18 protein-coding genes are annotated in these 19,585 nt (G+C 67.5%); 12 read left to right on the top strand and 6 right to left on the bottom strand.

Annotated elements, in window-relative coordinates:
* Positions 1–54 precede the first annotated feature (54 nt).
* Positions 55–1,497, bottom strand: coding sequence for an HNH endonuclease signature motif containing protein (locus ACXYX3_RS01735; RefSeq protein ID WP_458609899.1), 1,443 nt, complete (start codon positions 1,495–1,497; stop codon positions 55–57).
* Positions 1,498–1,746: 249 nt separating this feature from the next.
* Between ACXYX3_RS01735 and ACXYX3_RS01730 the strand changes: the two genes are divergently transcribed.
* From ACXYX3_RS01730 to ACXYX3_RS01710, 5 genes are read left to right on the top strand one after another with little or no spacing between them, the layout of a single operon-like run.
* Positions 1,747–3,360, top strand: a complete 1,614-nt coding sequence (locus tag ACXYX3_RS01730) for an ABC transporter substrate-binding protein (RefSeq protein ID WP_458612267.1) — start codon at positions 1,747–1,749, stop codon at positions 3,358–3,360.
* A gap of 3 nt (positions 3,361–3,363) precedes the next feature.
* Positions 3,364–4,401 carry an ABC transporter permease gene (locus ACXYX3_RS01725; protein WP_458609898.1) on the top strand — a complete coding sequence of 346 codons (1,038 nt, stop codon included), beginning with the start codon at positions 3,364–3,366 and terminating at the stop codon, positions 4,399–4,401.
* On the top strand, positions 4,401–5,363 hold the full coding sequence (locus tag ACXYX3_RS01720; RefSeq protein ID WP_458609897.1) for an ABC transporter permease: 963 nt from the start codon (positions 4,401–4,403) through the stop codon (positions 5,361–5,363). Before ACXYX3_RS01725 ends, ACXYX3_RS01720 begins: the two co-directional genes overlap by 1 nt.
* A 29-nt stretch (positions 5,364–5,392) precedes the next feature.
* Positions 5,393–6,385, top strand: coding sequence for an ABC transporter ATP-binding protein (locus tag ACXYX3_RS01715; RefSeq protein WP_458609896.1), 993 nt, complete (start codon positions 5,393–5,395; stop codon positions 6,383–6,385).
* Positions 6,382–7,380, top strand: a complete 999-nt coding sequence (locus ACXYX3_RS01710) for an ABC transporter ATP-binding protein (protein WP_458609895.1) — start codon at positions 6,382–6,384, stop codon at positions 7,378–7,380. Before ACXYX3_RS01715 ends, ACXYX3_RS01710 begins: the two co-directional genes overlap by 4 nt.
* A 129-nt stretch (positions 7,381–7,509) precedes the next feature.
* On the opposite strand, the gene ACXYX3_RS01705 is transcribed toward ACXYX3_RS01710, so the two are convergent.
* Complete coding sequence (locus ACXYX3_RS01705; protein ID WP_458609894.1) at positions 7,510–9,345, bottom strand: Hsp70 family protein; 1,836 nt, start codon at positions 9,343–9,345, stop codon at positions 7,510–7,512.
* 98 nt (positions 9,346–9,443) lie between these two features.
* Between ACXYX3_RS01705 and ACXYX3_RS01700 the strand changes: the two genes are divergently transcribed.
* Entirely contained in the window at positions 9,444–9,908 is a 465-nt protein-coding gene (locus tag ACXYX3_RS01700) for a nuclear transport factor 2 family protein (RefSeq protein WP_458609893.1), read from the top strand.
* Here the strand turns inward: ACXYX3_RS01700 and ACXYX3_RS01695 are convergent.
* Complete coding sequence (locus tag ACXYX3_RS01695; protein ID WP_458609892.1) at positions 9,903–10,574, bottom strand: L,D-transpeptidase family protein; 672 nt, start codon at positions 10,572–10,574, stop codon at positions 9,903–9,905. The two genes, ACXYX3_RS01700 and ACXYX3_RS01695, sit on opposite strands and share 6 nt — an antisense overlap.
* Positions 10,575–10,682: 108 nt before the next feature.
* Here ACXYX3_RS01695 and ACXYX3_RS01690 point away from each other — a divergent pair, with 108 nt between their 5' ends.
* The gene (locus ACXYX3_RS01690; protein ID WP_458609891.1) at positions 10,683–12,185 is read left to right on the top strand and encodes a bifunctional phosphatase PAP2/diacylglycerol kinase family protein; all 1,503 of its coding nucleotides are present in this window, start codon (positions 10,683–10,685) and stop codon (positions 12,183–12,185) included.
* Here ACXYX3_RS01690 and ACXYX3_RS01685 read toward each other — a convergent pair.
* Positions 12,139–12,810 (bottom strand): phosphatase PAP2 family protein, encoded by a 672-nt coding sequence (locus ACXYX3_RS01685; RefSeq protein WP_458609890.1) that lies wholly within the window; start codon positions 12,808–12,810, stop codon positions 12,139–12,141. The genes ACXYX3_RS01690 and ACXYX3_RS01685 overlap by 47 nt on opposite strands.
* A gap of 52 nt (positions 12,811–12,862) precedes the next feature.
* Between ACXYX3_RS01685 and ACXYX3_RS01680 the strand changes: the two genes are divergently transcribed.
* Positions 12,863–13,345, top strand: coding sequence for a hypothetical protein (locus ACXYX3_RS01680; protein WP_241207814.1), 483 nt, complete (start codon positions 12,863–12,865; stop codon positions 13,343–13,345).
* Positions 13,346–13,348: 3 nt separating this feature from the next.
* Here ACXYX3_RS01680 and ACXYX3_RS01675 read toward each other — a convergent pair whose 3' ends face one another.
* Positions 13,349–13,648 carry a CDGP domain-containing protein gene (locus tag ACXYX3_RS01675; protein ID WP_241207813.1) on the bottom strand — a complete coding sequence of 100 codons (300 nt, stop codon included), beginning with the start codon at positions 13,646–13,648 and terminating at the stop codon, positions 13,349–13,351.
* 116 nt (positions 13,649–13,764) lie between these two features.
* Between ACXYX3_RS01675 and ACXYX3_RS01670 the strand changes: the two genes are divergently transcribed.
* Genes ACXYX3_RS01670 through cysC form a run of 4 tightly spaced genes read left to right on the top strand, consistent with a single transcriptional unit; the run spans position 13,765 to position 18,793 of the window.
* On the top strand, positions 13,765–15,159 hold the full coding sequence (locus ACXYX3_RS01670) for a sulfatase family protein (protein WP_458609889.1): 1,395 nt from the start codon (positions 13,765–13,767) through the stop codon (positions 15,157–15,159).
* A gap of 51 nt (positions 15,160–15,210) precedes the next feature.
* Positions 15,211–16,011: a trehalose 2-sulfotransferase gene (gene stf0 / locus ACXYX3_RS01665; RefSeq protein ID WP_241207811.1), complete on the top strand. Its 801-nt coding sequence runs from the start codon at positions 15,211–15,213 to the stop codon at positions 16,009–16,011.
* Positions 16,008–16,931: a sulfate adenylyltransferase subunit CysD gene (gene cysD, locus ACXYX3_RS01660; RefSeq protein ID WP_458609888.1), complete on the top strand. Its 924-nt coding sequence runs from the start codon at positions 16,008–16,010 to the stop codon at positions 16,929–16,931. The genes stf0 and cysD overlap by 4 nt, the downstream gene beginning before the upstream one ends.
* Positions 16,931–18,793, top strand: coding sequence for an adenylyl-sulfate kinase (cysC, locus tag ACXYX3_RS01655; protein WP_458609887.1), 1,863 nt, complete (start codon positions 16,931–16,933; stop codon positions 18,791–18,793). Before cysD ends, cysC begins: the two co-directional genes overlap by 1 nt.
* On the opposite strand, the gene ACXYX3_RS01650 is transcribed toward cysC, so the two are convergent.
* On the bottom strand, positions 18,781–19,554 hold the full coding sequence (locus ACXYX3_RS01650) for a trans-aconitate 2-methyltransferase (RefSeq protein WP_458609886.1): 774 nt from the start codon (positions 19,552–19,554) through the stop codon (positions 18,781–18,783). The two genes, cysC and ACXYX3_RS01650, sit on opposite strands and share 13 nt — an antisense overlap.
* Positions 19,555–19,585 lie beyond the last annotated feature (31 nt).

The following is a 19,585-nucleotide window of genomic DNA, read 5'->3' as shown; positions in this document are numbered from 1 at the left end:
AAAGCACCACGCTGGCATCATAGGCATCATCGGCCACAGGATTCACCGCGCCGATCAGGCGACCTGGTTGTCGGGTGGTGCGGGTCCGCCGGGTTCTGATGGGTCGGCCGATTCCTGGGTGGGCTTCTCGTCGTCGGGTGGGCGGAGGAGTCGTTCGGGGGTGTGGTGGGTGTTGACTTTCGTCTGGCCGGTGTCCAACTCTGGGGGCGGAGCCCATTCCACCTCGTGGCGGGCGCTCATCGACGTGGTCCAGCCGCCCGGTCCGACGGAGCGGTTGTCGGGTGGGCAAGCCAACCCCAGCTCGTCGACGTTGGTCAGTCCGCCGTCGGCCCAATCCTGGGTGACGTGGTGGACCTGGCAGCCGTAGGCCCCTACGGGGCAGCCGGGTTTGGTGCAGCCTCCGTCGCGGGCGATCAGCATGATCCGCTGCGCCGCCGAGGCCGCCCTGCGGGTGCGGAACAGGTCCAGGGCGGCGCCGGTGGCCCGGTCGAAGATTGCGAGGTAGTGGCTGGAGTGCGCCCCCATCCGAATCACGTCTTTGATGGGCAACTTTGTGCCGCCGCCGGTGGTGCCGATCCCGGCCCGGGATTCCAGGTCCTGCAGAGTGGTCCGCACGATCACCGTCACCGGCAACCCATTCAGCTGACCCAACTCACCGCTCATCAACGCGATCCGCCCGACTGCGACCAGCGCGTCGTGCTGGCGTTGGGCCAGGCTGCGGTGATCACCATCGATCTGCGCCTGGGTGGGCGTCCCCGACGTGCACGGCTCGTCATCGTCGGGGTTACACATCCCCGGGGCGGCGTACTTGGCGAAGATCGCCTCCCATATCGCCGCCGCTTCTGGGGTCAGATCCGCCCGCCACGGCGTCATCCCATCGCGCCCCTGCCGCCCCTTACTCAGGGAACGTTTGCGGGTGCGTTCAGTGTCGTCGGGTTCGGGTCCGTCCTGATCCAATAAGAACAGTTCCAGCTCGGCGGCGTCGTGGGTGGCTTTCGGGCCGGCACCGGCGGCGATACGCACGACATCGGCTTCGAACTGCTCCCGAGTTGTCACGTCGACGAAGCCGGGCAGCTTGTCGAAAACCTTGCGGATCACCTCGACATGCTCCGGGGTGATCCGCCCCTCGGCCTGCGCCGTCGCGGTCGCCGGCAGGGCTGGCGGGAGGGGTTCTCCGGTCATCGACTGTCGTGGGGCGAGCAGCGCGGCTTCGGTCAGGCGACGGTGCGCTTCGGAGCCGCTGATCCGGTAGCGGATCGCCAGCACGTCTTTCCAGTTTTTGGCGCCCATCTTCTGTGGGGTGGTCTCGACCTGCAGCCGGGCCAGGGCGCGATGTCCGGCGGCGGGCAGCCGGCAGCTCGCGGTTTGCAGCTCATCGAGCAGCTCCACGACCTCGGCGGCGGTGGACAGGTCGAGATCGGCGGCGAGCACGGCATCCACGGCAGCCCGTAGCCCCGCCACCGCCTCCCGCGCCTCCGACATTCCTCGAACATACATTCGATGTCCGACAAACTCAGTCGGGCTGCCACAGATCTCGGATCACGCGACGCGGCGCACAGTCCGCACTAAGGTGACTCCAGCAGTGCGGTCGGCAGTTTTCTGTGAACACGAGTTGCCGATCGGAAAAATTTCTGAAAAATGCTCAGAGGCTCGGACAAGTCTTGGATTTCGGGCCACCCGACCGAGGGGAACACTGTGAACACCGCACGTTCGGTTCGACATGGACTCGCGCTCGTCTGCATCATCGTGCTGGCCGCCTTCGGCGTGGCCGCATGCGGCAACGACAGCGGATCGGGTGGCGGCTCCGGCGGAGGGGGCGGCGGAGACATCACCGTCGCGCTGACGTCGTTCCCTGATTACGTCGACCCCCAGCTGTCCTACACGGTCGAAGGCTGGGAGATCCTGTGGAACGTCTACACGCCCCTGCTGACCTACAAGCACGCCAAGGGCAAGGACGGCACCGAGATCGTGCCGGGGCTCGCCGAGGCGATGCCGGACATCTCCCCGGACGGCACGACCTACAGGCTGAAGCTTCGCAAGAACATGAAGTACTCCGACGGCACCCCGATCAAAGCCTCCGACTTCACCTATGCCGTCCAGCGCCTGTTCAAGGCGGACTCGGGCGGATCGGTGTTCTATGACGTGATCGTCGGCGCCAAGGAGTACGCCGACGGCAAGGCCGACACGATCACCGGCATCACCACCGACGACAACACCGGCGACATCACCATCAAGCTGACCGGCCCCAACGGCACCTTCGAGAACCTGCTGGCGTTGATGTTCGCCGCCCCGGTGCCGCCCACGACCAAGCTGGACGGCGACACCACCAACACGCCGCCGCCCGCGAGTGGTCCGTTCATGATCAGCAACGTCGATGCCCCGCGGACGCTGACCATGGAGCGCAACCCGCAGTTCACGACCGTCAAGGACGCCGGCGCATCCGAGGTCGCCGACGCCAACGTCGACAAGATCACGGTGGTCGAGAACAAGAACCAGAGCGCGCAGGTCACCGACATCGCGCAGAACAAGGTCGATTTCATGGTCGACCCGGTGCCCTCGGACCGGCTGCAGGAGGTCAAGACCCGCTACGCCGATCGCTTCCGGATGGAGGAATCGATCAACACCTACTACTTCTTCATGAACACCCAGAAAGCCCCGTTCAACGACGTCAAGGTGCGCCAGGCCATCAACTACGCCGTCGACCCGGAGGCGCTGAACCGCATCTTCGGTGGCCGTCTGCACCCGACCCAGCAGGTCCTCCCACCGGGAATGCCCGGCTACCAGGAGTACAAGCTCTACCCGGGCCCCGACATGAACAAGGCCAAGCAGCTGCTCGCCGAGGCCAACCCGGCTGACCGTGACATCACGGTGTGGACCGACGACGAGCCGGACCGCAAGCGCATCGGGGAGTACTACCACGACCTGCTGACCCAGCTCGGCTTCAACGCGACGCTGAAAGTGATTGCCGGAGACGTCTATTGGACCACGATCGGCAACCAGTCCACCCCTGACGTGGACACCGGATTCGCCGACTGGTTCCAGGACTTCCCGCACCCGGACGACTTCTTCCGTCCTCTGCTCAACGGCGCCAGCATCCTGCCGACCAACGGCAACAATCTTTCCCGGGCCAACCTGCCAGAGCTCGACGCGAAGATGAACGAGCTGCTGACCAAGCAGATCACCGACCCCGGCGTCGAACAGCAGTACGCCGATCTCGACAAGGCCTACATGGAGCAGGCGGTGTGGGCGCCCTACGGCAACGAGCAGTTCACGACGTTCCTGTCCGAGCGCATGGACTTCGACAAGTCCTATCAACATCTGTTGTTCAAGCAGGACTTCACCTCGTTCGCGGTGAAGTAGTCGATGGTCGCCTCTGTCCCTGACGTCGAGGCCCCCGACGAGCCGCCGCTGCCCGTCGGGGTGCCCAAAGAGCAGATCCAGGGCCGTAATCCGTGGTACCTGGCGTGGCTTCGACTGCGCCGCAACAAGGTTGCCCTGGCCTGCGGTGTGCTGTTCATCTTGATCGTGCTGTTCTGCCTGGCCGCGCCCCTGTGGGCGCACTACGTCGCGCAGACCGGGCCGAACGACAACCACATCACCGACACGGTCAGCATCAACGGCGTCGACACGGACATCGTCGCGCCGGACGGAACCCCGCTCGGGCCGGGTCTGCACGGCCGCTACCTGCTCGGCGCCGATCAGAACGGCCGAGATGTCATGGTGCGTCTCATGTACGGCGGGCGGACCTCGATCTACATCGGGCTCGCGGCCGCGGCAGTGACCACGGTGCTCGCGGTCGTCGTCGCGTTGCTCGCCGGGTACTACCGCGGGTGGATCGACGCGGTGCTGTCCCGCATCCTCGACGTGATCTGGGCCTTCCCGGTGTTGCTGCTGGGGATCGCCCTGGGCACGGCGCTGGCCATCGGAGGCCTCAAGCTGGGCGTCCTGCAGATCGCGGGCGATTCGATCTGGATCCCCATCCTGATCATCGGCCTGGTGTACGTGCCCTACATGGCCAGGCCGCTGCGCGGGGAGATCCTGGCCCTGCGCGAGAAGGAATTCGTCGAAGCCGCCGTCGCGCAAGGCATGGGTCCGCTGCGGATCATGGTCGGCGAACTGCTCCCGAACATCATCTCCACGATCATCGTGTTCTTCACGTTGAACATCGCCAACAACATGCTGCTGGAGTCGGCGCTGTCGTTCCTCGGCGCAGGGGTTCGGCCACCCAACGCCTCCTGGGGCACGATGATCGCCGACGGCTACCAATTGATCTACACCGCACCGCATCTGACCATCGTGCCCGGCCTGCTGATCGTGATCACGGTGCTTGCGCTCAACGTCTTCGGGGACGGGCTGCGCGACGCGTTGGACCCGAAGGCACGTCTGCGATTGGAGCACTGATGGCACGGTTCGTCCTGCGCCGGGTGCTCGGCATGGTCGCCGTGCTGTTCGCGATCTCGGTGATCGTCTTCCTGATCTTCAACGTGGTGCCGAACTCTGACCCGGCGGCGCGGATCGCCGGCAAGAACGCCGATCCCGATCTCATCGCCCGGGTCAACGCCGACCTCGGACTCGACCGGCCCCTGCCCGTGCAATACCTGACCATGATGAAACAGATCTTCACCGGTGAACTGACGTCCTATGCGAGCGATCGCAATGTGGGCGAACAGATCTGGCACGGGTTGCCCGCGACGTTCTCACTGTGCATCGGCGCGGCGGTGATCTGGATGACGCTGGCGGTGCTGTTCGGGTACCTCAGCGCCGTGCACGCCGGCCGATTCGGCGACCGCGCGCTGAGCATCCTGTCTCTGGTCGGCATCTCGATGCCGGTGTTCTGGTTGGCCGCGATCTTGCTTTACTTCTTCACCTACAAGGTCCAGTTGTTCCCTACGGGCAGCTATGTTCCGCTGACCGAGAGTCCGCTCGACTGGGCTTATCACCTCGTGCTGCCGTGGCTGACCTTGGCGGTGTTGTTCATCGGCTTCTACAGCCGGGTGCTGCGGTCGAACATGCTCGATGCGATGAACGAGGACTATGTCCGCACGGCGCGGGCCAAGGGCCTGACCGAACGTCAGGTCCGGATTCGACATGTGCTGCGCAACTCCATGATTCCGATCGTCACACTGTTCGGCTTGGATTTCGGCATGGTCGTCGGTGGAGGGGCGATTCTGACCGAGACGGTGTACAACCTCGACGGTGTGGGTCTGTATGCCGGCGAGGCGATCCGCAGCCTCGATCTACCGCCGGTCATGGCGGTGACGATGTTCGGCGCGTTCTTCATCGTGCTGTTCAACACGATCGTCGACATCGCCTACGCCGTGCTGGATCCGCGAATCCGACTGGGACAGGCGGCACCGGCATGAGCGACGCTTGCGAGCGAATCGACAGACCCATGAGCCAAGAACTGCTGACGGTAGACGACCTACGGGTCAGCTTCGCCACCGAGGACGGTGTGGTGCAGGCGGTCGACGGGGTGTCCTTCTCCCTGGCCCCCGGTGAGATCCTGGCCATCGTCGGTGAATCGGGCTCGGGCAAGAGCGTGACCGCCCAGACACTGACGGGGCTCACGCGGTCGCCGAACAGCCGGATCACCGGATCGGTCACCTACCGCGGGCGGGAACTCGTCGGCCTCGATGACGACGGCTTGAGGGACATCCGCGGCGAGGAGATCGCCATGGTGTTCCAGGATCCGATGTCGTCGCTCAACCCGGTGTACCGGGTCGGCGATCAGATCGTCGAGATGATTCGTGCACACCGCGACGTGCCGAAGTCCGAGGCCGCCCGTCAGGCCGCCGAACTGCTTGCCGCGGTGGGTATCCCGAATGCCGAGGAGCGTCTGCGCAGCTATCCGCACGAGTTCTCGGGCGGCATGCGACAACGCGTGATGATCGCGATGTCACTGGCTCTGGAGCCTGCAGTGCTGATCGCCGACGAACCGACCACCGCGCTGGACGTGACGGTGCAGGCGCAGATCCTGCGGCTGCTCGCGCGACTGAACGCCGAACGCGGCCTGGCGGTGGTGCTGATCACCCACGATCTCGGCGTGGTGGCCGAGATCGCCGACCGGGTCGCGGTGATGTACGCGGGGCAGATCGTCGAGGACGGCAGCCTGGACGACATCTTCTACTCCCCACAGCATCCCTACACCTGGGGGTTGCTCGGCTCGTTGGCGCGGTTGGACCGACCCCGCTCGGAGCGCCTCGAGCAGATCCCCGGCCAGCCACCGTCACTGCTGGCCCCGCCGCCGGGGTGCCGCTTCGCGCCCCGGTGTGCGTTCGAATTCGACCGCTGCTCGCAGCCGCCCGACCTGGCGGCCACGCAGAGCGGGTCGCATCTGGACCGCTGCTGGCTCGACCTCGAGGAGAAGGCCCGGGTGCGCGCATGACTGAACCGCTGCTCGAAGTCACCGATGTGACCAAGCACTACCCCATCCGCTCGGGTCTGGTCATCGAGCGCGAAGTCGGTACGGTGCGCGCCGTCGACGGGGTGAGCCTGACGTTGAACGAAGGCGAAACCCTGGGTCTGGTCGGCGAATCGGGCTGCGGCAAGTCGACGCTGTGCCGGGCGATCCTGCAGCTGATCCCGCCGACCTCGGGGTCGGTCAAGTTCCTCGGGCGGGAACTGGTCGGGTTGTCGCGACGGGAGCTGCGACCGCTGCGCCGACAGATGCAGATGATCTTCCAGGATCCGTACGCGTCCCTGAACCCACGCAAGCGCGTCGGGCAGATCGTCGGCGATCCGATGGATCTGCACGGTCTGGCGAGCGGCGCCGAACTGAAGCGGCGGGTGCAGGATCTGCTGGACCGTGTGGGCCTGCGGCCCGAGCACTACAACCGGTTCCCCCACGAATTCTCTGGCGGTCAACGGCAGCGCATCGGTATCGCCCGCGCGCTGGCGCTGCAACCGAAGCTGATCGTGGCCGACGAACCGGTGTCCGCTCTCGACGTCTCGGTTCAGGCGCAGATCGTGAACCTGCTCAAGGACTTGCAGGCTGAGTTCGGGCTGTCGTATCTGTTCGTCGCCCACGATCTGGGGGTGGTCCGACACGTCTCAGACCGCGTCGCGGTGATGTATCTGGGCAAGGTCATGGAGAACTCGGACACCGACAGCCTCTACGACCGCCCCGTGCATCCCTATTCGAATGCCTTGCTGTCGGCTGTTCCCATCCCCGATCCGCGCCTCAACGCGGCTCGTGAACGCGTGGTTCTCGAGGGTGACGTCCCGAGCCCGAGTGATCCGCCGTCGGGATGCCGGTTCCACACCCGCTGCCCGTGGGCGACGGAGATCTGCTCCGCCGAGGAGCCGGCATTGGTGCCCTACGAGGCCGGTCACGCGGCCGCGTGCCACCATCCGCGCAATGTAGAGAGGATGCCGGTCTGACGCCGGCCTGGTCCTGAATGACAAACGACCCGATCGGCTGTCCCCTCCGCAGCCGATCGAGTCGATCGTGGTCAAGCTAAGCCGACGCGCGGGCCGCAGCCAATCGGGGAAACCCCTATATCTGCGTGCTCAGGGCTGCGCGGGAACCTGTATCGGAATAGGCACCGGCACGAACGGCACGGTGAGGTAGCTCGTCGTCGTCACCGCTTGCGTGGTCGTCGGCGGTCGCGTCGTCGTCGGTGCGGTGGTGGTGGGGACCGTGGTGGTGGTGGGGACGGTCGTGGTCGTGGTCGGCACCGTCGTCGTGGTGGTCGTGGTCGTCGACGGCGTGGTGGTCGTCGTGGTCGTTGTCGTCGTCGTCGTGGTCGTCGTGGTCGTCGTGGTCGTGGTGGTTGTCGTGGTGGTCGTCGTCGGCACCGTGGTACTCGGCGCCGGTGCCGTGGTCGTGACCACCGGGGCCGGCGGCGGCGCCGCGCTGGTGGGCGGCGCGGCAGGTTGCCCCGGCACTGTGACCGTCTGCCCGGCCGGGTTCGTCGGGGTCAGCTCCCTGCTCAACGGCGCGGTCCCGGGCTTCGGCTTGTCGGGGTCCGAACCTTGCACACTGGTCAGGGCGATCGCGACGCCGCCGACGGCCACCAGAGCGATGGCCGCGACCACACCGAGCAGTGACAGCGGCAGCCGCCGCCACCCGGTGGCCTCGTCGGCGACGCGCTGGTCCTGCGCATCATCGAGGCGATACGGGTTCGGCCGTTGGGCCCTCCCGGTGGCACTGTCGTCGTAGTCGTCGACGACGTAGGTGTCCTCGCCGGCATAGGGCACCACGTCATCGGCGGACGCATCGTCCTGCGACCACGCGAGCGCATACGTGGAGTCGGTCCCAGCGTCGGCCCCGGCGTCGATTCCGACGGGAGGGGCAGCGGCAGGCGCTGCGCGCGTTGCGGTCTCGGCGGCGCCGCCGAAAGCCGCGAACAGTGCCGCACCGGCGGCCGCATCCAGCGCCGGCCGCGGGGACCACAGTATCCGGCCGAAGTGAGCGGAAAAACTGTGGCGCACAGCCGGAATGGCCGACCCGCCTCCGACCAACACGATCGCCGAGACGCTGGATGCGGCGCTGTTGTTGCGCTGCAGCGTGTCTCGCAGCGCCTCGACCGCATCCTCGAGCGGGCGGGCAAGCAACGACTCGAGATCGGCGCGCGTGACGACGATGGCGCCGCGATAGCCCGGGACGTCGACATCGATGCTGGCCTCGGTCTGCGCCGAGAGCGTTTCCTTCGCGGCGCGGCACTGTTCCCGCAGCCGCGCGAGCGAACCGACCGCGGCGGTGGCGCCGGTGTCCTCGCCGCTGTGAGGCACCCGCTCGAGGACGTGGGTGAGCAGCGCCTGGTCGATCTGGTCCCCGGCGAACTCGGCGAACCGCTCGGTGCGACCGATCAGCTCCAAGGAGCCGGCCGCGGCGAGGCTGATACTGGTCCCGCTGCCGCCGATGTCGACGACAGCAAGCACGCCGCGGCGTTCCAGGCCGGGGTCGGCCACCATCGCGGTCAGCGCAGCGACCGCGTCCGGGACGAGTCGCGGCGGCGTTCCCGCCGGCGCCAGCGAACCGCTGGCGGTCAGCTCCTCGCGCAGCGCGTCGACCTGTCCCGGTCCCCAGTACGACGGCACCGCGATCGCCACATCGGTGGGCGACGAGGAACCGGCCAGCGCGGCCATCGATTCCAGCGCCTCGACGACGAGTTGGTCGGCCGGGTAGCGCGTCCCGTCGTCACCGACCAGCGGCACCGGATCGCCGACGCGTTCGACGAAGCCGCTCAGCGTCACTCCGTCGCCTCGGCCCGCCGGCACACCCACCTCAGGGGCGGTGTGGCCGTGCACAGTCAACACCGACCGGCGCAGCACCGGCGGTCGCCCGGCCCCGGCCGCCACCAGATTGGTGGCACCGACGGACAACCCCAGTGCTTCGCTCATGACGGGGCACACCTTAATCGCCGGGGCAGCACCAGCCCATCAGACACTCTGCCGCCCATAGACCCTGTGCCGCGCCCAACTGTGCTGCAATGACGGCCATGGGTGACATCGACGACATCAAGACGGTCAAATACCGCTACCTCCGCACGCTCGACACCAAGCACTGGGACGAGTTCGCCGATACCCTCACCGAGGATGTGATCGGCCACTACGGCGAATCGGTCGGCGAGGAACACCACTTCGCCAACCGCACCGAGCTGGTCGATTTCATGCGCAGCTCCCTGGGCCCGGAGATCATCACCGAGCACCGTGTCACCCACCCCGAGATCTCGATCGACGGCGACGAGGCGACAGCCACCTGGTACCTGCAGGATCGGGTCATCGCGCCGGCCTTCAACTTCATGCTGATCGGCGCGGGTTTCTACCACGACCGCTACCGCCGCACCGACGCCGGCTGGAAGATCAGCGAAACCGGGTACGACCGCACCTACGACGCCTCGATGTCGGTGGAGACGCTGAACTTCAAGGTCAAGCCCGGCCGGGCGATCAGACAGGAGTCATGACGCGGCGGAGGTGACCGCGATCATCGCGCCGGGCCGCAGCCACCGCATGATCTTCACCAGCGTCGCATCGTCGATCGCCACGCAGCCGGCCGTCGCTCCGCCGTCGGTGCTGTGCACGAAGAACGCCCCGCCCTTGCCGGGGACGCGCTCCTTGTTGACGCCCATGACCACCGCGTGCGCGTACTGCGGGATGTCGAGGTTTTCGGTGCCCGAGCTCGGCGCGGTGTCGAAGCGGCAGTTCTGCTTGTCGCACACCTGCATCGTGTTGTAGGTGGGGCTCTTCATGTCGCCGTCCCACCAGTGGTTCGGCCCCACCCTGATGTAGCGCAGGCCTCCGCCGGGGTCGGGTTGGGTACCGAAGGAGAAGTCGAGGCTGTAGATCCCCTCCGGCGTCATCATCGATCCGTCGAAATGATTGGGCGACATGCCTTTCGCGCCGATCTTGGCGGGAATGCCGACTCCTCCGGTGACGGGCTGCCACCCGGCGGCAGTGCGCTGCCAGACGTCGAGCGTGGCGTCGGAACCGCCCGTGCCTGTCACCGCGAGCACCTGGGTGGCCCGCCCCACCGATGCGGAGAACCACGGGGTGAGCGCGGCACGCGCGACCGCGGCCGGTGTGCCGGCGAGCAGGATGACCGCGCACAGCACGGTGAGCAGTCGGCGCATGGGCTCCGATCGTGGCCGCCCGACCCTGCATTCGGGATCAAGATTCGGACACGATCGGGTCGCAGTCCGCGAGGTTTGCCCCCGGAGTGTCTCGGCTACGTTGGCGTGATGGACCTACTGCCCGCACGTCTGCGGCGGCCTCGACACCGTGGCATCACTCAGATCGGCCGGGGGCTGGGAACGCTGGACCGCGAGGTCTTCGAGGCCATCGCGGAGTCTCCGAGCCCACTGATCGATGCCGTCATGCCGCGTCTGACCAGGGCGGCCGACCATTCCAAGCTGTGGTTCGGCATCGCCGCCGGCCTGGCCGTGTTCGGCAACCCGTCGGTCAAGCGCGGCGCGATGCGCGGTGTGCTCACGCTCGGGGTGACGAGCCTGGTCACCAATCAGGGCGCCAAGAGGGTGTGGCGCAGGGACCGGCCGAGCCGCCTGCTGGTGCCGCTGGCACGGCAGACGCGGCGGGCGCCCACCTCGAATTCGCTGCCGTCGGGCCACTCAGCCAGCGCCGCGGCGTTCGCGGTGGGGGTCGGCCTGGAGAACGCGCCGGTGGGCCTCGGGCTCGCCCTGCTGGCCGGGCTGGTCGGCATGTCGCGCATCGCGGTCGGTGCGCATTACCCCGGTGACGTGCTGGCGGGCCTGGGCCTCGGTGCAGGCATCGCCGTGCTGGGAGCCCGCGTGGTACCGCCGATCGTCGAGGAGCGGCTGCCCGGAGCGGCTCCTCTGCGCGTGGACGCGCCGGCCCGGCCGCGCGGAGCTGGGGTGACCGTGGTGGTAAATCCCGCGTCGGGGAGCGGCACCGGGGCCCGGGTGCTCGACGAAGTTCGCGCGACCCTGCCGGAGGCGGAGATCGTCGAGTTGGCCGAAGACGACGACGTACCCGCCGTGTTCCGCTCGGCCGCCCAGCGTTCGGAGGTCCTCGCCGTCGGCGGCGGGGACGGCACGGTGGCGGTCGCGGCGAGCATCGCTCTGGAAGAAGGAGTGCCGCTGGCGGTGCTGCCGGCGGGCACGTTCAACCACTTCGCCAAGGACATCGGCTGCGACAGCACGGCCAAGACCGTGGCCGCCATCCAGAACGGCACCGTGTCCTGCGTGGACATCGTGTGCCTGAACGAGAAGCAGATGGTGGTCAACACGGCCAGCATCGGCGCCTACCCGCAGTTCGTCCAGACCCGCGAGAAGCTGGAACACAAGATCGGCAAGCCGCTGGCCGGGATCTACGCCATGTTCCACACACTGCGCCGCGACCAGCCTGTGCGCATCCGGTACGACAACCAGACGTTGCAGACGTCGCTGTTCTTCCTCGGCAATTCGATCTATCTGCCGTCCGGTTTCGCGCCGGCGCGGCGGACACGGATGGACGACGGGCTCATCGACATCCGCATCTTGGAGACGGGCCGGCCGCTCGCGAAGTGGCGAATCCTCGTCGCGCTGTTGTTCGGACGCCTGACGCGCAGCCCGCTCTACCGCGAACTCCGGGTGCCTGAGTTCGCTTTCGAGTCCGTCGACGGACCGACGGTGCTCGCGCTCGACGGGGAGGTCGGCACCGAGGTCACCGAGGCCAGCTTCAGCGTGCGGTACCGCTCACTTCCGGTATTTCGACCGGCTCCCTGACAGGGCGCACCGGCCCCGCCACCAGTAGGCAGAACACCACATAGGCGTAGCCGAGCGCCCACCCGGCGATCACGTCGGACGGATGGTGCACGTTGAGGACGACGCGGCCCACCCCGATCGAGACGACCACCGCGACCCCGACCACGATCAACCACGGCCGTCGAGCGGCGGGCACGAGCGGTAGCGACACCGTGAGCAGCGCGATCACTGCGACCATGACACCCAACGCGTGCCCGGACGGGAACGACGACGATGCGGCGTGCACCAGCGCGGTGGATGGTCGTGGCCGGTCGACCAGCCTCTTGGCGACCTCGATGACCAGGCCGGACAGCTCGACGCTGACGATCAGGAACACGGCGACCGTCAGCCGTCGACGCGCGAAGGCGATGGCGATCACCACCAGGGTCACCAGACGGAAGGCCGTCGGACCGAGCAGTGTGCAATACACGTCCCAGAACGTGACCCAGCCGGGGTGCCGTTCGCCGATCCGCAAGGTGGCGTCCAGTGCGGCGTCGTCGACGCGCGTCAGCGGTGCCCAGCCGAGGCGGTATCCGAGCAGCATCGCGACGAAGACACCGAGCGCGACCACGGCCGATCCGGCCAGCAGCCCTCTGCGCACGTCCATCCGACCACAAGTACCACGCGTCGCCGGATATCCACTGAGCTACCGTGCGTGCATGGCCGTGTTCCTGCGCAAGTTGCTTCGCATCGGCAAGCTTCCGCGGGAGCTGCGCACCGAGGTCGAGGCCGAGGGGATCGTGTTCATCGCCGAGTACGTGGCGGTGACGCGGCGGTTCCGGGGTGCCGTGCCCGGCCTGCGTTCGGCGGGCAGCATCGCCAGCTACGTCGGGTCGTTGGTGTTGACCGAGCAGCGGGCGCTGGCAACTCTGTCGTCGGTACCCAAGCTGGCCGGACGCACGATGGATCTGCGCTGGGACGCGCCGCAGACCGGCGCGGTCACCGCGACCTTCGACGAACACGGATTGACCCTCGATGTCGACGTGGCCGCGGTCGATGCGCGTTGCTCGGGTGAGCTGTCGCTGCACTACAAGGAAGACCTGCCCGCCGACGTGCTGGCGCGGTTGCCCCGCCGGTCACTGGCCTACGACGTGCCGCCGGAGTTCGTGTTCCGGGCGGTCGGCGTGCCGTACGACCCGTAGCCCTCAGCCGTCGATGTGCATCGGCGGGTCGTTGAACGCCGGGTCTCCACCGGGGCGACCGGGGCCCATGACCGCGCACTGTTTCACCGGGACCAGATGCGTGCCGAAGCCGCTGGGCACCACCGAGGCGATCCCGACGCATCGCTGCCAGCTACCGTCCGGCTGGAGGGGTTCGTCGCACTTGCTGATGTATCCGCCGCCGTAGATGCAGCCGGCACTGGCCGGCGCAGACGTCGCCACTCCCAGACACGACAACGACGCGCTCAGAAGTCCGGTCGTCACCGCAACGATCGTCGCTCTCATGGACGTCTCCCCTCACCGCCTCACCGACGCTACCGCGTGGCCACCTCGTTCTCGGCGTTTTGTCGTTACCGTTGGCGCGGACGGCGCGTGGGAGCGGATCTCGAGAGGATGCAGTTGTGAGTGAAGGCCGGCGGGACAACGTTCTGCTCGTGCACTGGCATGATCTGGGCCGGTATCTCGGCAGTTACGGGCACTCGGATGTGTCCAGCCCGTGCCTCGACGCGCTGGCCCGCGACGGGATCCTGTTCACCGACGCCTACGCCACCGCCCCGCTGTGCTCACCCTCGCGGGGTTCGCTGTTCACCGGCAGGTATCCGCAGAGCAACGGTTTGGTCGGGCTGGCCCACCACGGCTGGGAGTACCGGCCGGGGGTGCGCACCCTGCCGCAGATTCTGTCCGAAAGTGGTTACTACAGCGCGCTTTTCGGTATGCAGCATGAGACATCGTTCCCGTCGCGGCTCGGATTCGACGAGTTCGACGTGTCGAACTCGTACTGCGAGTACGTCGTGGAGAAGGCGATCGAATGGCTGGCCGATCCGCCGGACGAGCCGTTCCTGCTCACTACCGGGTTCTTCGAGACCCACCGGCCCTACCCCCACGATCGCTACGACCCCGCCGATCCGAGTTCGGTGACGGTTCCGGAGTGCCTGCCCGACACCGCAGCGGTGCGTCAGGATCTGGCGGATTTCTACGGTTCCATCGCGGTCGCCGATGCAGCTGTCGGCCGACTCCTGGACGCCCTCACCGCAACCGGTCTCGACCGGACCACGTGGGTGGTGTTCGTCACCGATCACGGACCGGCTCTGCCCCGCGCGAAGTCCACCCTGTACGGCGCCGGGACCGGCATCGCGCTGATCATGCGGCCACCCCGGGACGCGAACCTGCCGCCGCGGGTCTATGACGAGTTGTTCAGCGGGGTCGACCTGCTGCCCACGGTGCTGGAGCTCCTCGATATCGGTATCCCACCCGAGGTCGAAGGATGTTCGCACGCACCACATCTGGTGACGAACAGACAGCACCCCGATCCCGTGCGCACCGCGGTCTACACGACGAAGACGTACCACGACTCCTTCGATCCGATCCGCGCCGTCCGGACCAAGCGCTTCAGCTATATCGAAAACTACGCATCGCGAGCACTTTTGGACCTGCCATGGGACATCGCCGACAGTGCACCGGGTCGGGCCGTCCAACCGCTGATCGATTCACCACGGCCGCAGCGCGAGCTGTACGACCTCGCAGCCGATCCAGGAGAATCCCACAATCTGCTCGTCGCACATCCGACGGACGAGGCGGAGGCCGTCGGCACCGAGCTGGCACTGCTGCTCAACGACTGGCGCCAGAGCGTCGGCGACGTCATCCCCTCCGACTTCGCGGGTACGCGCATCGCGGCGCGCTACACGGAGACCTATCTGCTGGTACAGGATGTTCAATTGCCCAGTCGCGCAGCGGTTGCCGCCGAGCGCGGCATTGCAGAGGACGAGCAGACAGGACAAGACTTAAGCTCACCGTGATCCTTTGCGCAGGTGGTTTCACCTGCGACGATGACGGCTAAGCTCACGGCCATGTCCGCCCCGACCGCCTACCTGGTGTTGGCCTCCCAGCGCAGTGGCAGCACCTTGCTCGTCGAATCGCTGCGTGCGACCGGCGTGGCCGGCGAGCCGGGTGAGTTCTTCCAGTACCTGCCGACCACCAGCCAATCGCCGCAGCCGCGGCAATGGTTCGAGGGCGTGACAGACGAGTCGATCCTGCGCCTGCTCGACCCGCTCGACGAAGGCAAGCCCGATCTGGCACCGCCGGAGATCTGGCGCGACTACATCCGCACGGTCGGGCGCACGCCGAACGGCATCTGGGGTGGCAAGCTCATGTGGAATCAGACGCCGCTGCTGTTGCACCGCGCCGAGGGTCTGCCCGATCGGTCGGGCACCGGACTGCTCGCGGCGCTGCGCGACGTGATCGGCACCGATCCCGTCCTCATCCACGTCTACCGGCCGGACGTCGTGTCACAGGCGGTGTCCTTCTGGCGAGCGGTGCAGACCAGGGTGTGGCGCGGCCAGCCCGACCCGGTGCGCGACGCGCGCGCCGAATACCACGCCGGCGCGATCGCGCATGTGGTGACGATGCTGCGCGCCCAGGAGGAGGGCTGGCGATCCTGGTTCGCCGAGGAGGGCATCGCGCCGATGGACGTGTCCTATCCGGTGCTGTGGCGCAACCTCACCCAGGTGGTGGCCGCAGTACTGGAGGCGGTCGGACAGGACCCGCGCCTGGCACCGCCACCGGTGTTGGAGCGCCAAGCCGATCAGCGCTCCGATGAATGGGTGGACCGCTACCGCGCCGACGCGGAGAAGAACGGTCTGCCGACATGAGCACCGCCGACACCTACGACACCGTGCACGTCGATGAGCTGAGGCTGCTGGAAGCCGAGGCCGTGCACATCATCCGCGAGGTGGTGGCCGAGCTCGAGCGTCCGGTCCTCCTGTTCTCCGCGGGCAAGGACTCCATCGTGCTGTTGCGGTTGGCGGAGAAGGCTTTTCGACCTGGTCCGCTGCCGTTTCCGGTGATGCACGTCGACACGGGGCACAATTTCGACGAGGTCATCGAGTTCCGGGATCGGCGCGTCACGGGCCAGGGTCACAAGCTGATCGTGGCTTCGGTCCAGGAATCGATCGACGCGGGTCGAGTACCCGATCCGGGTCCTGGCGCCTCACGGAACCGCCAGCAGACCCGCACACTGCTCGATGCATTGGAGGCGGGTGGCTTCGACGCAGCGTTCGGTGGAGCGCGGCGCGACGAGGAACGTGCCCGCGCCAAGGAGCGCATCCTGAGTTTCCGCGACGAGTTCGGGCAATGGGATCCCCGAGCACAACGACCGGAACCGTGGTCGCTCTACAACGGCAGGATCCGCCGGGGCGAGCAGGTGCGTGTGTTCCCGCTGAGCAACTGGACGGAACTCGACATCTGGCGCTACATCGCGCTGGAGGATCTCGAGCTCCCGTCGATCTACTTCGCGCACGAACGCGAGGTGTTCGAACGCGACGGAATCCTGCTGGCGGTCTCTGACTACGCCCGGCCCGCCGACGGTGAGACCGCCGCGCTCGAGTGGGTGCGCTACCGCACGGTCGGCGACCTGACGATCACCGGTGCCGTCCGATCCCATGCGACCACGATCGACGGGGTGATCGGCGAAATCTCCGCAGCCACTGTCTCCGAGCGGGGCGAGACCCGGGCGGACGACAGGACGTCGGCCGCGGCGATGGAAGACCGCAAGCGCGAGGGGTATTTCTGATGGGCAAGACTCGGCAGCTGCTGCGGATCACCACCGCGGGATCGGTCGACGACGGCAAGAGCACCCTGATCGGCAGGCTCCTGCACGACACGGACAGCCTGCCGTTGGATCATCTCGAGGCGGTCACCGACGAGGAGGGTGTGGCCGACCTGGCGGCGCTGTCCGACGGGCTGCGCGCCGAGCGCGAGCAGGGCATCACGATCGACGTCGCCTACCGGTTCTTCTCGACCGACACCCGCAGCTACATCCTCGCCGACACCCCCGGCCACGAGCGCTACACCCGCAACATGTTCACCGGGGCCTCCAACGCCCATGTCGCGGTGTTGCTGGTCGACGCCAGGGCCGGGGTGCTGCGGCAGACCAATCGGCACGCACGCATCGCAAATCTGTTGGGCATCAAACACTTCGTGGCCGCAGTGAACAAGATCGATCTCGTGGATTTCGACCGGGAACGCTTCGGAGAGGTCGACCGCCAGCTGCGTACGGTGACGGCGCGACTGGGCGGCGCTGATCTGACCGTGATCCCGATCGCCGCCAAGCACGGCGACAACGTCGTGCACCGCTCGGACCGCACCGGCTGGTACGAGGGGCCCACGCTGCTCGAGTACCTCGAATCGGTGGAACTGTCGGCGCCGCAACCGGAATCGCGCAAGCTGCGGCTGCCTGTGCAGTGGGTGTCGCGGCCCACGGCCGAGCAACGCCGCCGCTACACTGGCCGGCTCTCGGGCGGCACCCTCCAGGTGGGTGACTCGATCGTCAGCCTGCCGGCCGGCACGCGGTCCACCGTGACCGTGGTCGACACCCTCGACGATGATCGTCCTGTTGCGGTTGCGCCGCTCTCGGTGTCGATCGAGCTGGCCGACGACATCGACGTCGGTCGCGGCGATGTCTTCGTCAGCGGCGACGACGACGCGGTGGTGCCCGTCCTGGCCCGAGAACTCGACGCCACGATCTGCTGGTTCCGCGACACCCCGATGCGGGCCGGTGACCGTTTCGCGTTGAAGCAGGGCACCCGCACCGTCCGCGCCACGGTGCAGGCTCTGCATTCACGGCTCGACCCCGAGACCCTGGACGATCTCGACAACCCGGTGGAGTTGGCGCTCAACGACATCGGGGCGGTCACCCTGCGCACCAGCTCCGTTGTGGTCGCCGACAGCTACGCCGACAACCGGGACAGCGGCGCGTTCATCCTGATCGACGAGACCACCAACGACACGGTGGGCGCAGGCACCATCACCGAGCCGCGCGAAGTGAAGCCGGGCGAGCAGACGCGTAACGACATCCGTTGGCATCCCTCATCGTTGGAGAGGGAGTACCGCCGGGCGGCCACGGGGCAACGCGGTGCGACGATCTGGTTCACCGGGCTCCCCGCCTCGGGCAAGTCGACCATCGCGGTCGCCGTCGAACGAGCGCTCGTCGATGCCGGGCAGGTCGCCTACCTGCTCGACGGCGACAACATCCGCCATGGGCTCTCGGACGACCTGGGTTTCTCGGCGGGTGACCGGGCCGAGAACATCCGCCGCGTGGGTCATCTCACGCGACTGTTCGCCGACGCCGGCGTGGTCGCGCTGGCATCGCTGGTCTCCCCGTTGAAGTCCGATCGGGAGATCGCACGAGCGCTCAACGACGCGGCGAAGCTGCCGTTCATCGAGGTCTACGTCGCGACTCCGCGGGAGGAGTGCGAGAAGCGGGACCCCAAGGGGTTGTACGCGAGGGCCCGCGCCGGCGAACTGAAGGGTCTGACCGGCGTGGATGCCCCGTACGAGCCGCCCGAGGACGCCGACCTGGTGCTGGACACGACCGGCGCGGATATCGACGCCCTCGTCGCGCAGGTCATCGCCCTGCTGGATCAGCGCCGCTGACCCACCTGCGCCACCACGAAGATCCGCCGGAACGGGAAAAACGTGGTGCCGTCAGCCCGCTGCGGATAGGCCTCGGCGAGCACCGGCGCCAATTCGGAGCGGAACTGCTCCCACTGCCCGCCGCTCAGCGCGCTGCGCACCGGCCGCAGCGCGGTGCCGTGAATCCAGTCCAGCACCGGATGCTCACCGGTCAGCTCGTGGACGTAGGTGGTCTCCCAGGCATCCGTGGTGGCGCCTGCATCGCGCAGCAGACCAGCATACGTCTGCGGTGACTCGACCACGTCAGCACTCCGAAACGGGAAGTCACGCAACAGTTCTGCCCACTGCGGCTGGGCGGCGAGGTCACGGACCGCGCGATGCGACGGCGCGTCGAAGTTGCCGGGCACCTGAAACGCGAGCCACGCGCCGCGCGGCAGGTGAGTGGCCCACCGCACGATCAACTCGGGGTGTTCGGGCACCCACTGCAGCGTCGCGTTGCTGATGAGGACGTCGGTGTCGGGGGCCGGCGCCCAATCCCGCACGTCACCGACCTCGGCGGCCACCCCTCGCTCGCGTGCTGCGGCAACCATCTCCGGCGACGAGTCCCACGCTTCGATCGTCGCGCCGGGCCAGCGAGTGGTCAGTGTCTGCGTCAGATTCCCCGGACCGCAGCCCAGGTCGACCACTCGCCGCGGCGCCGTCGCGGCCACGCGCGAGGTCAGATCGTAGAACGGCCGGCCCCGGTGGTCGGCGTAGGCCAGATAGACCTCGGGATTCCACATGTGGCCAGTCTGGCAGGCGCGGGCGGCTAGA

The organism is Mycobacterium sp. Panama NTM2 (genome assembly GCF_054355555.1).
Note: the sequence above shows the minus strand (reverse complement) of the source record. Positions and strands in the feature narration are given on the sequence as shown.